This is a genomic window from Streptomyces sp. NBC_01003 (assembly GCF_045162695.1).
Lineage (GTDB): Bacteria > Actinomycetota > Actinomycetes > Streptomycetales > Streptomycetaceae > Streptomyces.
In genome coordinates this window covers 5,690,703-5,704,251 of record NZ_CP108707.1, presented here as the reverse complement: position 1 = coordinate 5,704,251, position 13,549 = coordinate 5,690,703, and the positions used below count along the sequence as shown (strand labels likewise).

13 protein-coding genes are annotated in these 13,549 nt (G+C 69.6%); 7 read left to right on the top strand and 6 right to left on the bottom strand.

What is annotated here, in order from left to right; genetic code table 11:
* Nucleotides 1-124 precede the first annotated feature (124 nt).
* The gene (gene serC, locus OG698_RS26215; protein WP_100595761.1) at nucleotides 125-1,243 is read left to right on the top strand and encodes a phosphoserine transaminase; all 1,119 of its coding nucleotides are present in this window, start codon (nucleotides 125-127) and stop codon (nucleotides 1,241-1,243) included.
* 105 nt (nucleotides 1,244-1,348) lie between these two features.
* Nucleotides 1,349-1,753, top strand: coding sequence for a PPOX class F420-dependent oxidoreductase (locus OG698_RS26210; protein WP_406105811.1), 405 nt, complete (start codon nucleotides 1,349-1,351; stop codon nucleotides 1,751-1,753).
* Here OG698_RS26210 and OG698_RS26205 read toward each other — a convergent pair whose 3' ends face one another.
* Nucleotides 1,754-2,728 (bottom strand): WD40 repeat domain-containing protein, encoded by a 975-nt coding sequence (locus OG698_RS26205; RefSeq protein WP_406105809.1) that lies wholly within the window; start codon nucleotides 2,726-2,728, stop codon nucleotides 1,754-1,756. It lies immediately after the preceding gene.
* Here OG698_RS26205 and OG698_RS26200 point away from each other — a divergent pair.
* Both OG698_RS26200 and OG698_RS26195 read left to right on the top strand, forming a co-directional pair.
* On the top strand, nucleotides 2,727-3,491 hold the full coding sequence (locus OG698_RS26200; protein ID WP_406105807.1) for a GDSL-type esterase/lipase family protein: 765 nt from the start codon (nucleotides 2,727-2,729) through the stop codon (nucleotides 3,489-3,491). The genes OG698_RS26205 and OG698_RS26200 overlap by 2 nt on opposite strands.
* 30 nt (nucleotides 3,492-3,521) lie before the next feature.
* Nucleotides 3,522-4,517, top strand: a complete 996-nt coding sequence (locus OG698_RS26195; protein ID WP_406105805.1) for an aldo/keto reductase — start codon at nucleotides 3,522-3,524, stop codon at nucleotides 4,515-4,517.
* Between the two features lie 363 nt (nucleotides 4,518-4,880).
* Here the strand turns inward: OG698_RS26195 and thpR are convergent, their stop codons facing one another.
* From thpR to OG698_RS26180, 3 genes are all read right to left on the bottom strand, one after another.
* Nucleotides 4,881-5,450 (bottom strand): RNA 2',3'-cyclic phosphodiesterase, encoded by a 570-nt coding sequence (gene thpR / locus OG698_RS26190; RefSeq protein WP_406105803.1) that lies wholly within the window; start codon nucleotides 5,448-5,450, stop codon nucleotides 4,881-4,883.
* Between the two features lie 495 nt (nucleotides 5,451-5,945).
* A complete protein-coding gene (locus OG698_RS26185; protein WP_399975021.1) occupies nucleotides 5,946-7,289 on the bottom strand; it encodes an MFS transporter in 1,344 nt (447 codons plus the stop codon).
* A gap of 58 nt (nucleotides 7,290-7,347) precedes the next feature.
* Nucleotides 7,348-7,785 carry a MarR family winged helix-turn-helix transcriptional regulator gene (locus OG698_RS26180; protein ID WP_100595753.1) on the bottom strand — a complete coding sequence of 146 codons (438 nt, stop codon included), beginning with the start codon at nucleotides 7,783-7,785 and terminating at the stop codon, nucleotides 7,348-7,350.
* Between the two features lie 154 nt (nucleotides 7,786-7,939).
* On the opposite strand from OG698_RS26180, the gene OG698_RS26175 reads away from it, so the two are divergent.
* Entirely contained in the window at nucleotides 7,940-8,122 is a 183-nt protein-coding gene (locus tag OG698_RS26175; RefSeq protein WP_383086450.1) for a ribbon-helix-helix protein, CopG family, read from the top strand.
* 70 nt (nucleotides 8,123-8,192) lie between these two features.
* Here OG698_RS26175 and OG698_RS26170 read toward each other — a convergent pair whose 3' ends face one another.
* On the bottom strand, nucleotides 8,193-9,638 hold the full coding sequence (locus OG698_RS26170) for an NCS2 family permease (RefSeq protein ID WP_406105802.1): 1,446 nt from the start codon (nucleotides 9,636-9,638) through the stop codon (nucleotides 8,193-8,195).
* Nucleotides 9,639-9,829: 191 nt separating this feature from the next.
* Here OG698_RS26170 and OG698_RS26165 point away from each other — a divergent pair, with 191 nt between their 5' ends.
* Together OG698_RS26165 and OG698_RS26160 are read left to right on the top strand one after the other, a co-directional pair.
* Nucleotides 9,830-10,096, top strand: a complete 267-nt coding sequence (locus OG698_RS26165) for a DUF2530 domain-containing protein (RefSeq protein WP_356274069.1) — start codon at nucleotides 9,830-9,832, stop codon at nucleotides 10,094-10,096.
* Nucleotides 10,097-10,218: 122 nt separating this feature from the next.
* Nucleotides 10,219-12,618: an HAD-IC family P-type ATPase gene (locus OG698_RS26160; RefSeq protein ID WP_406105800.1), complete on the top strand. Its 2,400-nt coding sequence runs from the start codon at nucleotides 10,219-10,221 to the stop codon at nucleotides 12,616-12,618.
* Here OG698_RS26160 and OG698_RS26155 read toward each other — a convergent pair whose 3' ends face one another.
* The gene (locus OG698_RS26155) at nucleotides 12,619-13,515 is read right to left on the bottom strand and encodes a DUF5707 domain-containing protein (protein WP_406105798.1); all 897 of its coding nucleotides are present in this window, start codon (nucleotides 13,513-13,515) and stop codon (nucleotides 12,619-12,621) included.
* Nucleotides 13,516-13,549 lie beyond the last annotated feature (34 nt).

Here is a 13,549-nt window from a genome sequence, read left to right as displayed (position 1 = left end):
GCATATCCAGCCCCTCCGGCATTTGAGGAGCGCGGGGTCCGGGGCGGAGCCCCGTGGCGGGACCGTGAGTCTCACCGGGCGGACACGGTGATTCCAGTCTCCCGCGAGCCGCTAGGCTCGCCCCGTGGCTGAGATCCAGATTCCCGCTGACATCAAGCCCGCCGACGGACGTTTCGGCGCGGGCCCCTCCAAGGTGCGCACGGAGGCGCTGGACGCCCTGGCCGCCACCGGCACGTCCCTGCTCGGCACCTCCCATCGCCAGGCCCCGGTCAAGAACCTGGTCGGCCGGGTGCGCGAAGGGGTCAAGGACCTCTTCCAGCTCCCCGAGGGCTACGAGGTGATCCTGGGCAACGGCGGCTCCACCGCCTTCTGGGACGTGGCGACGCACGGCCTGATCGAGAACAAGTCGCAGCACCTGAACTTCGGCGAGTTCTCGTCCAAGTTCGCGAAGGCCTCGAAGCTGGCCCCGTGGCTGGCCGAGCCGACCGTCATCGCCTCCGAGCCCGGCACGCACCCCGAGCCGCAGGCCGAGGCGGGCGTCGACGTGTACGGCCTCACGCACAACGAGACCTCCACCGGTGTCGCCGCCCCGATCAAGCGCGTGGCCGGTGCCGACGAGGGCGCCCTCGTCCTGGTGGACGCGACCTCCGGCGCCGGCGGCCTGCCCGTCGACATCGCCGAGACGGACGTCTACTACTTCGCCCCGCAGAAGTCGTTCGCGTCGGACGGCGGCCTGTGGCTGGCGGCGTTCTCGCCGGCCGCACTGGAGCGCGCCGAGCGCATCCACGCGTCGGGCCGCCACATCCCGGAGTTCTTCTCGCTGCCGACGGCGATCGACAACTCCCGCAAGAACCAGACGTACAACACCCCGGCGCTCGCGACGCTGTTCCTGCTCGGTGAGCAGCTGGAGTGGATGAACAGCCAGGGCGGTCTCGCCTGGACGACGGCCCGCACCAAGGACTCGTCGACGCGCCTGTACAGCTGGGCCGAGGACTCGAAGTACGCGACGCCGTTCGTCACGGACGCCGCGAAGCGTTCGCAGGTCATCGGCACGATCGACTTCTCGGACGAGATCGACGCGGCGGCGGTCGCCAAGGTGCTGCGCGCCAACGGCATCGTCGACACGGAGCCGTACCGCAAGCTGGGCCGCAACCAGCTGCGCGTCGCGATGTTCCCGGCGATCGACCCGGCGGACGTCGAGGCGCTGACGAAGTGCATCGACTACGTGATCGAGAAGCTCTAGTCACACCTGTTCTACGTCGATGGGGCGCCCGGCACTACGCCGGGCGCCCCATCGGCGTCAGGCGTAAAGGGTGACAGGAGGCCCGCGGAGTGCCTCTATGGAGGGATGACGACTGAACCGACGAGCCCAGTGCTCGCACCCCTGGTCAAGCAGTACACGGTCCTGCTCACGTCCCACAAGAAGGACGGCACGGGCGTCGGCACCCCCGTGAACCTCGTCGTCGAGGGTGACCACGCGTACTTCCGCACGTACGGCAAGGCGTGGAAGGTCAAGCGTCTGCGCCGCGACCCCGAGGTGGAGATCGCCCCCTCCACCCTGCGCGGCGCCCCCACGGGCCCCGAGTTCAAGGCCCGGGTCCGGCTTCTCGACGAGGGTGGCGAGGAGGCGAGGCACGCGGCGAAACTGCTCCGCCACAAGCACCCGGTGATGCACGGCGTCGCGGTCCCGCTGGCGCACAAGGTGCAGCGGGACAGGACGCTGCACTACGAGGTACGGGTCCTCGAGGAGTGACTACTTCTTGGGCCGCCGCAGCAGCCGCCCGATCCCGAACACGGCGATCACCACGGCGATGAGCCCGACCGCGCTCGCACTGAGGCCCGTGTGGATGCGCCCGTCGCCCGAATCGCCGTCCTCCGAGGGCGACTTCGAGTCTGAGCCCGACCCGTCCGCGGCCTGCACGGGCTCCACCGAGCTGCCCTTGCCCTCGCTCCCGTAGAGCAGCGTCTTTCCGTCGGCGGTGTAGGTGACGGACTCGCCCTGCGGCTGCATCGGCACGTTCAACTGCCCGTCGCGCTCGGGCTTGCCGTCCTTCCAGGCGTACGAGATCCCGCCGAAGTAGCCGCGCAGGGCGAGGTGCTCGCCGTCGGGTGAGAACGCGCCGTCCGTCACCCACAGGTCGATCCCGGAGACGCGGCGGAAGACGTTCGTGCCGGACGCGGACAGGTTCTCGGGCCCTTCGTAGAGGCCGCCGCCGTCCTCGTTCTTCTCGGCGATGTAGACGCGGCCGGTCTTCGGATGCACCATCAGCGCCTCGGCGTTGCGGGGCCCGTCCGCGTACTGGACGGTGAACTGCGTCGCCCGCACCGTCTGGTCGCGCAGTTCCTTCGGCTCCGGCAGCTTGTAGATCCACACGTGGGACCACTTGCCGCCGAGGTTGTCGCCGATGTCGCCGACGTAGAGGTTGTTGTCGGGGCCGATGGAGACGGCCTCGACGTCGCGCGGGGCGCCGACGCCGGTCAGGGTGAGGGTGGCGACGGTTTCGCCGGTCCTGCCGTCGACCGCGTACAGGTACGCGCCGTCGCTGCTGTCGTTGTGGGTCCAGTAGATGCCCGGGTGGAGCCGGGACGCGGCCAGGCCGCTGGACTCGGTGATCCGCGGGTCCTTGATGGTGAACCCGTCGCTGCCGGGGTCGTCCGCCACGGCGGGAGCGGTGGCACCGAACGCGAGAACGACGGCGGCTCCGGCCGCACCCAGAAACGAACGCATGCCCCCCAGCTTGCCAGGGCGTGCTCAGCGTCACACACTCCACCCGCCCCTGATCCGCAATGATGAGCGGATGCTCAGGTTCACATTCGTCGGCGACTCGATGACGATAGGCAGCGCGGGCGAACTCACCTGGCGCTACCGGATGTGGCAGCATCTGCGGGCCGCGTACGGCGACGGCGCGTTCGAGATCGCCGGGCCGCGCGAGACGCTCCACGACAAGACGGCGAACGCCCCGGTGTCGCACGACTACGCGGACGCGGACCCCGCCTTCCCGCGCAACCATCTCGCGGGCTGGGGCGAGGGCTGGCTGCACATGGCGCCCGTCATCGAGGAGGCGGTCGCGCTCGCCCGCACCGACGTCCTGCTCATCTCGCTCGGCCTGATCGACCTCGGCTTCTACACGAACGCGGAGCAGACCGCCCAGAACGTGCGCCGCTTCGTCGCCGGGGCCCGCACCGCGAACCCGCGGGTGCGGATGGTCCTGCTGCCGGTCATCCCGAACGTGCGCGCCGAGACGGACGCGCCGTTCGCCGCGGAGGTCGCGCACTTCAACACGCTCCTCGCGAAGGCGGTCGCCGACCTCGACTCGGGCCCCTCCCCCCTGCTCCTCGCGTCGGTGCCGGAGTCGTACGACATCCACCAGGACACGTACGACGGCACGCACCCGAACGCGAGCGGTGAGCGCAAGCTCGCGGACACGTTCGCCCTGGCGATGCGTCAGGCGTGGGGTCCGGTGGGCGCCTCGCGCGGGGGCCTTGCCTAGAGTCCACTCCACGCCGTTGGCTTGGGACTCATGAAGTACACGCAGCTCGGACGCACAGGACTCAAGGTCAGCCGGCTCGTTCTCGGCACGATGAACTTCGGCCCGCAGACCGACGAGGCCGACAGCCACGCGATCATGGACACGGCGCTGGCCTCGGGGATCAACTACTTCGACACCGCCAACGTCTACGGCTGGGGCGAGAACAAGGGCCGTACCGAGGAGATCATCGGCAGCTGGTTCGCCCAGGGCGGCGACCGGCGGGACAAGACGGTCCTGGCCACGAAGGTCTACGGCAACATGGCCGGCGCGGGCACCGATTCGCCCTGGCCCAACCACGACAAGCTCTCCGCGGTCAACATCCGCCGCGCCGTCGAGGCCAGCCTCAAGCGGCTGGGCACGGACTACATCGACATCTACCAGTTCCACCACGTCGACCGCGAGACCCCCTTCGAGGAGATCTGGCAGGCCATCGACGTCCTGATCCAGCAGGGCAAGATCCTTTACGCCGGATCGTCGAACTTCCCCGGCTACAAGATCGCCCAGGCCAACGAGAAGGCGGCCGCCCGCGGCACCCTCGGCCTCGTCAGCGAGCAGTGCCTCTACAACCTCGCGGAGCGCCGCGCCGAGATGGAGGTCATCCCGGCCGCGCAGGAGTACGGCCTCGGGGTCATCCCCTGGTCGCCGCTGCACGGCGGTCTGCTCGGCGGGGTCGTCAAGAAGGAGGTCGAGGGCGGACGTCGCGCGAGCGGCCGGGCCGCGGACGCGCTCGCGAACCCGGAGACGCGCGCCCAGCTCCAGTCCTACGAGGACCTGCTCGACAAGCACGGCCTCGCCCCCGGCGAGGCGGCGCTGGCCTGGCTGCTGACCCGTCCCGGCGTCACCGGTCCCATCGTCGGCCCGCGCACCTCGGAGCAGCTCGACTCGGCGCTGCGCGCGGTCGAGCTCGAACTGAGCGAGGAGGTCCTCACGGGCCTGGACGAGATCTTCCCGGGCCCGGGGCCGTCACCGGAGGCTTTTGCCTGGTAGAGCGGGAGCCTCGCGCCGCGAACGGCCTGGGGTCCGGGGGTCGCCCCCCGGGACGGCACAGCCCGGGCCCGGGGCCGTCACCGGAGGCGTTCGCCTGGTAGAGCGGGAGCCTCGCGCCGCGAACGGCCTGGGGTCCGGGGGTCGCCCCCCGGGACGGCACAGCCCGAGCCCGGGGCCGTCACCGGAGGCGGTCGCCCGGTCGAGCCGGGGTCTCGCGTGGCCCGGTAGCCGCGCGGCTGCGGGTACGGCGCGGTGCGGCCGCGGTCACTTTCCGACCGCGGCCGCCACTGCGACGACGGCGAACATCAGTACCAGCACAACGGCCATGATCCGGTTACGGCTCTTCGGGTCCACGCTTCGAGATTAACCGGTGGCCGAAAGCGGCCAGCCGCCGACCTTCTCGTAGCGGGGCTGCTCGCCGCGCACCCCGGACCTCGGCAGCCTGCTCCGGACGAGTGCCAGCTCACCCACCGTCCACTGCGCGCCGGTGAAGGAGTCGAGGGCGGCCGCGTACGGCTTGAGGTGGACGGTGCCGGAGCCACGGGCCAGCGTGAGGTGCGGCCGGTAGTGGCGGTGGTCCTCCGTGTCGAGTCCGGCCTTGCGGGCCGCGGCCCCGGCCCGCTCGGCGAGGCGCCGCAGCGCCGCCACGTCACCGGACGCGCCCACCCACAGGGCCCGGTCCCCGAAGTGCCCGCCGCCGCGCAGGGCGAGCGGGAAGGGCGCGGTGCGGGCCGCCGCCCTTTCCAGGCGGCGCGACAGTTCGGGCACGGTCTCCTCGGGCACCTCCCCGTAGAAGGCGAGCGTGAAGTGCCAGCCGGGGAGGCCGGTCCACCTCAGTCCCTCGGCCCCCTCGGAGTCCCTCAACTGGTCGGCGGCAAGCGCCAGTTCGGCCAGCGCCTCGTCCGGCGGAAGCACCGCTGCGAAAAGTCTCACCGGGTTAGTGTCCCCGCATAGAGATCAGAAAGGGCGGCACCGGGGACATTCCCGTGATCCTCGGCCGGTTCGACGGCGCCATGGATCCGAACTCTTGTCCAGTGATCCACCCTTCAGGGTGGGAGTGAAGGGCATCCCGCTTGTAGCGGCCCGAAGGGTCGCAGCCGCGCTGCTAACGTCACCTTGTCCGACAACGGAGTTGTCGGACCTACCGCCGGACGGGCGGGAAGTCAGGCCTGCGGAGGCCCTGTAAGACCGACCCTCACCGGTCGGCAGAGGCCAGTGAAACAGGAACCCGTGGTGGTACCGCGCAGCGGTACGGACCGGAATCTCCATCCTCCGGGCTGAAGAGGACGTCAAGCGGGCGACGACGGCAAGCGTCGCGTTCCACGAGCCGAACGGCTTCGCCCGCACCTAATCGTTCATTCACCGCGCTCGACGGCACGCGCCGGGCCAGGTCCTGGCCCGGCGCGTCTGACGGTCAGGCCTCTCGGCTCACGCCGCCGTGGCCAGGTGCTCGCGCGGTACGAACTGGACGTGCTGCCGTCCCCGGCGCAGGTCGAGCTTGAGCCGCAGGTTCGCGGCGCGGGCCAGCATCAGTCCGACGCCGAGCGCGGCCGTGGCGCACACAAGGCCGCCGATGGCGAAGCTGAGCCGGACCCCGTACTGGTCGGCGAGCCAGCCGAACAGGGGCCCGCCGAGCGGCGTACCGCCCGTGAACACCATCATGAACAGGGACATGACGCGGCCCCGCATCTCTGGGTCGGTCGCCATCTGGACGGACGAGTTCGCGGTCACGTTGACCGTGAGGCCGAGGATGCCGAGCAGCACGATCAGCGGCGCGAAGACCCAGACGTCGGGCGCGAACGCGGCCACGACCTCCAGGACACCGAAGCCGACCGCGGCTCCGGCGAGGACGCGCAGCCGGGTGGAGCGGCGCCGCGCGGCGAGCAACGCGCCGGCCAGCGAGCCGAGGGCCATGAGCGTGTTGAAGACGCCGTACATTCCGACCCCGCCGTGGAAGACGTCGTCGGCGTAGGCGCTCAGCCAGATCGGGAAGTTGAACCCGAACGTGCCGACGAAGCCGACGAGGACGATCGGCCAGATCAGCTCGGGGTGCTTGGAGACGTAGTTGAGGCCCTCACGGAGCTGGCCCTTGCCGCGCGGGGCGCGCGGGGTGTGGTGAAGTTCGCGGGTGCGCATCAGGCAGAGGCTGGTGAGCGGGGCGAGGAAGGACAGGCCGTTGGCGAGGAACGCCCAGCCCGGACCGACGGCAGCGGTGAGTCCACTCGCGACCGCGGGACCGATCAGGCGTGCCGACTGGAAGTTCGCCGAGTTCAGGCTGACCGCGTTGCGGACCTGGTCGGGGCCGACCATCTCGGAGACGAAGGACTGGCGGGTCGGGTTGTCGACGACGGTGACGAGGCCGGTGAAGAAGGCCGCGAGGTAGACGTGCCAGACCTGGACGTTCCCCGTGAGGGTGAGCGCGGCGAGGAAGAGCCCGGACAGGCTCATGGCGCCCTGGGTGACGAACAGGAGGTTCCGCTTGGCGAAACGGTCGGCGATGACGCCGCCGTAGAGGCCGAACAGGAGCATCGGCAGGAACTGCATGGCCGTGGTGATACCGACGGCGGCCGAGGAGCCGGTGATGCTGAGCACCAGCCAGTCCTGGGTGATGCGGGCCATCCAGGTGCCGGTGTTGGAAACGACGGCCCCGGTCGCGAAGAGCCGGTAGTTACGGATCTTCAGCGAGCTGAACATCGAGCTCTTGCGGGGGCGGTCGGTCGTGTCGAGGGCGGCTGGTGCGGGGGCGGAGTCTGCTCCGGATCCCGTACTCAATGCGGGTTCGCCTCCTTGGCGGCCGTGAACGGCAGGTCAACGTACGCCCCGAAGGGCCTTACAGGTGGGCGAGCTTCTCCAGGACGGGGGCGGCGGCGCGGATCTTGGCCCACTCGTCCTCGTCCAGGTTCTCCACGAGCGAGGCCAGCCACGCGTTGCGCTTGCGGCGGCTCTCTTCGAGCATGGCCTCGGCCTGCTCGGTGGAGGTGACGACCTTCTGTCGCCGGTCCTCGGGATGCGGCTCCAGCCGGACGAGCCCCTTGGCTTCGAGCAGCGCGACGATGCGGGTCATCGACGGCGGCTGCACGTGCTCCTTGCGGGCGAGTTCGCCCGGAGTCGCGCTGCCGCAGCGGGCGAGGGTGCCGAGCACCGACATTTCTGTGGGGCTCAGCGACTCGTCGACCCGCTGGTGCTTGAGTCGGCGCGACAGGCGCATCACCGCTGAGCGCAGTGCGTTCACTGCGGCTGCGTCGTCACCATGGGAGAGGTCCGGCATGTCCTTAGCTTAACTCATTACTCTCTCTAAAGACCAACCGGATTCCCGTGACTCCCCCCACTGAATCCTCCGAGACCCCCTCCGTCACCCGTATGAGTGATGTGGCCACGAAAAGTGACACACGGGCGGACAGGGGCCCGCGACCCTGTTGCGCATGGGATCGACAGTGCTCAGCCTGCGGATAGACGGTGAGCTGCTCGACCGGCTCAAGACCCACGCCGCCAAAAGAGGAATGAGCGTCCAGGACTATGTGGTCCGGACGCTCATTCGAGACGACTTCGACGAACGCTTTGCGACGTCCGTCGAGGAGACAGAGAAGTTCTACGGGGCGGCGTGACCCCTCCGCCCGCGGGCCGTCTGTGGCTGGTCGCGCAGTTCCCCGCGCCCCTGGCGCCCCTTCAGGGCGCTCAGGTCAGACCCAGCGCCGGCATCAGGTAGTAGAAGGCGAAGACCGCCGCGACGACGTACATCGCGACCGGCACCGTACGGGCGCGGCCCGCCGCGACCCGCAGCAGGGTGAAGCTGATGAAGCCGATCCCGATGCCGTTGGTGATCGAGTACGTGAACGGCATCATCACCATCGTCAAGAAGGCCGGGATGGCGATCGTGTAGTCGCTCCAGTCGATGGCACCGATCGAGCCCGACAGGATCAGGAAGCCGACCGCGAGCAGCGCGGGCGTGGCCGCCTGGGACGGGACCATCGTGGCGATCGGCGTGAGGAACAGCGCGACGGCGAACAGACCGCCGGTGATCACGTTGGCGAAGCCGGTGCGTGCGCCCTCGCCGACGCCGGCGGTGGACTCCACGAAGCAGGTGGTGGCCGACGAGGACGAGGCGCCGCCCGCGGCGACGGCGATGCCGTCGATGAAGAGGACCTTGTTCATGCCGGGCATCTGACCGCTCTTGTCGGTCAGCTTGGCCTCGTCGCTGACGCCCATGATCGTGCCCATCGCGTCGAAGAAGCACGACAGCAGCACGGTGAAGACGAAGAGGATGCCGGTCAGCATGCCGACCTTGTCGAAGCCGCCGAACAGGCTGACCTGGCCCACCAGCCCGAAGTCCGGCATCTCGACCGGGTTGCCGGGCCACTTGGGCGTCGTCAGACCCCAGCTCGGGACGTTGGCGACGGCGTCGATGACCATCGCGACGAGTGTCATGACGACGATGGAGATCAGGATGGCGCCCGGCACCTTGCGCACGATCAGGGCGAGGGTGAGCAGCGCGCCGAGCACGAAGACGAGGACGGGCCAGCCGTTGAGGTGACCGTCGGCGCCGAGCTGGAGCGGCACCGTGGTGTGCGCGGCGTCCGGGATGCGGGAGACGAAGCCCGAGTCGACCAGGCCGATCAGCATGATGAACAGGCCGATACCGATCGCGATGCCCTTGCGCAGGCCGAGCGGCACGGCGTTCATGACGCGCTCGCGCAGGCCGGTCGCCACCAGGAGCATCACGACGAAGCCCGCGAGGACGACCATGCCCATCGCGTCGGGCCACGACATGCGGGGCGCGAGCTGGAGGGCGACGACCGTGTTCACGCCGAGTCCGGCGGCGAGCGCGATCGGGACGTTGCCGATGACGCCCATGAGCAGGGTCGTGAAGGCGGCGGCGAGCGCGGTCGCGGTGACCAGCTGGCCGTTGTCGAGCTGGTGCCCGTACATGTCCTTCGCGCTGCCGAGAATGATCGGGTTCAGCACGATGATGTAGGCCATCGCGAAGAAGGTGGCGAAGCCGCCGCGGATCTCGCGGCTGACCGTCGAGCCCCGCTCGGAGATCCTGAAGAAGCGGTCGAGGCCGTTCTGGGGGGCCGACGGCGGCTCGGTGAGATCGACCGGTGCGGGGGCCGAGCTGGACATGGATGACCTCTGAATCGGTGTGCTGGTGGGGGTGCTGTTTGGCGTTTTCTACGAACAGAAGTGGCCAGACTCAGGCCGTTTCAGTATGAACATATGAGCAAGAAATGGCTATCTCCGCGCGTAGACACTTGACCCATAAGGGTTCCGGGGTGACTGAAGATGTCGTTTCGTGCTCCTCGTAAGCTGTGCCCATGGAGAAGTGGACCCCCAAGCACGAGGCACCCGAGCCCCTTGAAGGGCCCGTGGTCGCCACCATCACGGGCGGCACGATCCTGTGGTTCGTCCTCTTCCTGGTGCAGCTGCCGTTCTACGGCTGGTTCGACGACCACGGTCACACCTGGTGGATCTGGACCTGCCTGGCCGGCGCCGGGCTCGGACTCATCGGTATCTGGTACGTACGGGGGCGCGACGCGGCGCTCAAGCGCGCGGCCGCCGAGGCGGGCCCGGCACCCGAGTAGCGGCCGGCGCACCGCCCGCGTACCACCACGGGACCGGCCCCCTCGCCGCCGCGTCCTCCCCGAGTCGGATCTTTGGCGCACCCGAGGGGTGAAGCCGCAAATCCGCCCGTACTGTCGTTTGCATGACGCACATCGACGCGGGCGCCGAGCTGGACCCGGTCCACCCGGTGCCGGTCCCCGAGCGGGCGAGGGGGCTCACCACCGCCGAGGTGGCCGAGCGCGTCGCGCGCGGCGAGGTCAACGACATACCGGTCCGCAGCTCCCGCTCGGCCACCGAGATCATCCGCGCGAACGTCTTCACGCGGTTCAACGCGATCATCGGCGCCCTGTGGCTGATCATGCTGTTCGTCGCGCCGTTCCAGGACAGCCTCTTCGGCTACGTCATCCTCGCGAACACCGGCATCGGCATCATCCAGGAGCTGCGTGCCAAGAAGACCCTCGACTCACTCGCCGTCATCGGCGAGGCGAAACCGACGGTCCGGCGCGACGGGCAGGCCACCGAGATCTCCACCTCCGAGATCGTCCTCGGCGACCTCATCGAGATCGGCCCCGGCGACAAGATCGTCGTGGACGGTGTGTGCGCCGAGGCCGACAGCCTGGAGATCGACGAGTCCCTGCTCACCGGCGAGGCCGACCCCGTCGTCAAAAAACACGGCGACCCGGTCATGTCCGGCAGCTTCGTCGTCGCCGGCGGCGGCGCCTTCACCGCGACGAAGGTCGGCCGCGAGGCATACGCGGCGCAGCTCGCCGAGGAGGCCAGCCGCTTCACCCTCGTCCAGTCCGAGCTGCGCACCGGCATCTCGACCATCCTCAAGTACGTCACCTGGATGATGGTCCCGACCGCGATCGGCCTCGTCATCAGCCAGCTCGTGGTCAAGGAGAACGACTTCAAGGACTCCGTCGCGCGGACCGTCGGCGGCATCGTGCCGATGGTCCCCGAGGGGCTCGTCCTGCTCACCTCCGTCGCCTTCGCGATCGGCGTGATCCGCCTCGGCCGCAAGCAGTGCCTCGTCCAGGAACTCCCCGCCATCGAGGGCCTCGCCCGCGTCGACACCGTCTGCCTCGACAAGACCGGCACCCTCACCGAGGGCGGCATGGACATCACCGAGCTGCGCCCGCTCGGCGACGCCGAGGAGAGCTACGTACGCAAGGTCCTCGGCGCGCTCGGCGAGTCCGACCCGCGGCCCAACGCCTCGCTCCAGGCGATCATCGACGCCTACCCCGACAGCGAGGAGTGGCGCTGCACCGAGTCGCTGCCCTTCTCCTCGGCCCGCAAGTACAGCGGCGCCGCGTTCAGCGAGGGCGACGGCACCGCCAGCGCGTGGCTGCTCGGCGCGCCTGACGTACTCCTGCCGGCCGGGCACCCGGTGCTCGCCGAGACCGAGGAGCTCAACCACCAGGGCCTGCGCGTCCTGCTGCTCGCCCGCGCCCGCGCCGACCTCGACGACCCGGCGGTCAAGGAGGGCGCCAAGGCCGTCGCCCTGGTCGCCATGGAGCAGCGGCTGCGGCCCGACGCGGCGGACACGCTGCGGTACTTCGCCGACCAGGGCGTCCACGCGAAGGTCATCTCCGGGGACAACGCGGTGTCGGTGGGCGCCGTCGCCGGGAAGCTGGGCCTCGCGGGCGCGCAGGACACGGTCGACGCCCGTACGCTCCCCGCCGACCAGGCCGGGATGGCCAAGGCCCTCGACGAGAACACGGTGTTCGGCCGCGTCACCCCGCAGCAGAAGCGCGACATGGTCGGCGCGCTGCAGTCCAAGGGGCACACGGTCGCGATGACGGGCGACGGCGTGAACGACGTGCTCGCCCTCAAGGACGCCGACATCGGCGTCTCCATGGGCTCGGGCTCGGAGGCGACCCGGGCCGTGGCGCAGATCGTGCTCCTCAACAACAGCTTCTCCACGCTGCCGTCGGTCGTCGCCGAGGGCCGCCGCGTCATCGGGAACATCACGCGCGTCGCGTCCCTGTTCCTGGTCAAGACGGTCTACTCGGTGCTGCTCGCCGTCCTCGTGGTCTGCTTCCAGATCGAGTACCCGTTCCTGCCGCGGCACCTGACGCTGCTGTCGACGCTGACGATCGGCATCCCCGCGTTCTTCCTGGCTCTCGCGCCCAACACGGAGCGCGCCAGACCGCAGTTCGTGAAGCGCGTGATGCGGTACGCGATCCCGGGCGGCGTCGTCGCCGGGACCGCAACCTTCGTGACGTACGTGATCGCCCGGCACTACTACACGGGATCCGGCGCGCTCGACGCCGAGACGAGTTCGGCGACGCTGACGCTGTTCCTCGTCTCGATGTGGGTGCTCGCCATCATCGCGCGGCCCTACACGTGGTGGCGGGTGTGCCTGGTGGCCGCGATGGGCGCGGCGTTCCTGCTCGTCCTCGTGGTGCCGTGGCTCCAGGACTTCTTCGCGCTGAAGCTGGTGGGCGCGTCGATGCCGTGGACGGCGGTCGGCATCGCGGCGGTGGCGGCGGTCGCCCTGGAATTCGTCTGGCGCTGGGTCGACCGCCGCTTTCCCGTGTGACTAGCGCACGTCGACGAAGTCGCTGGTCGACGTCACGGACGGGGTGGTGGAGGTGCCGGCGAACGAGTAGCGCCAGTAACCGTCGGAGGCGGCGGTGACGGTGGTCTTCAGGCCGCCGGTCGAGGACGACGTCACCGTCTTGACGGTGGAGTAGCTGGCGGCGCCCTTCTTCTTGAACTGGAGCTTCACGGGCTGCTTGGTGTAGCCCATGTACTTGCTCGTGTCCCAGTTGGCGCGCGTCAGGGAGCCGGTGACCGTGATGGTCTTGCCCTTGGTGACGGGCTCGGGGGAGGCGTTGGTGGTGAGCTTGGAGTAACGCTTGACGCTGAACGTCTTGGCGTTCTCCTTCTGGGAGTAGTCGCCGTCCGTGCCGCCCGCGATCGCCCACGTCTTCCACGAGCCGGCCGCGTAGTTGGCGAGGTTGGCGCGCGGGTCGATCGTGATGGTCATCGTGCAGGTCGCGGTGGTGGCACCGGTCGTCTTGCAGTTGGTCGCGTCACCGACCTGCTGGCTGGGGACGGCCCCGGCGTCGGAGTTGTCCATGTCCGTGCCGTGGTACAGGACGGCATAGCCCGTGCTCGTGTCGATACCGGAGTCGTCCGTGGCCGTGAAGGTGACCGTGATGGTCTTCGTGGCGGTGGTGCCGAGCACGACGTCCTTGCCGCCGTTGACGACGACGTTCGATATGGCGGTGTCGCCGACCTGGTCGTCCGAGGCGGACGCCGCCGAGAACGCAGTGGCCTTCGCCGTCTGCGAGGTGGCCTTCGCGGCGAACGTGGTGGCCTGCGACGCGGCGCCGCGCACACCGGAGTGATCAGCGGCCTGCGCGGCCGGGATTGCGATGGCCGTCAGGGCCAGGGCGCCGAGAGACGCGGCCACAGTGGCACGAATACGCATGTGTTCCCCAAGTTGGAGAAGGGGTCCCGCGGTG

Coding starts and splice junctions, on each gene's coding strand:
- OG698_RS26210 (WP_406105811.1), top strand. CDS start 1,349: ATGACGACTGAACCGACGAGCCCAGTGCTCGCACCCCTGGTCAAGCAG.
- OG698_RS26200 (WP_406105807.1), top strand. CDS start 2,727: ATGCCCCCCAGCTTGCCAGGGCGTGCTCAGCGTCACACACTCCACCCG.
- OG698_RS26205 (WP_406105809.1), bottom strand. CDS start 2,728: ATGCGTTCGTTTCTGGGTGCGGCCGGAGCCGCCGTCGTTCTCGCGTTC.
- OG698_RS26195 (WP_406105805.1), top strand. CDS start 3,522: ATGAAGTACACGCAGCTCGGACGCACAGGACTCAAGGTCAGCCGGCTC.
- OG698_RS26180 (WP_100595753.1), bottom strand. CDS start 7,785: ATGCCGGACCTCTCCCATGGTGACGACGCAGCCGCAGTGAACGCACTG.
- OG698_RS26175 (WP_383086450.1), top strand. CDS start 7,940: ATGGGATCGACAGTGCTCAGCCTGCGGATAGACGGTGAGCTGCTCGAC.
- OG698_RS26170 (WP_406105802.1), bottom strand. CDS start 9,638: ATGTCCAGCTCGGCCCCCGCACCGGTCGATCTCACCGAGCCGCCGTCG.
- OG698_RS26165 (WP_356274069.1), top strand. CDS start 9,830: ATGGAGAAGTGGACCCCCAAGCACGAGGCACCCGAGCCCCTTGAAGGG.
- OG698_RS26160 (WP_406105800.1), top strand. CDS start 10,219: ATGACGCACATCGACGCGGGCGCCGAGCTGGACCCGGTCCACCCGGTG.
- OG698_RS26155 (WP_406105798.1), bottom strand. CDS start 13,515: ATGCGTATTCGTGCCACTGTGGCCGCGTCTCTCGGCGCCCTGGCCCTG.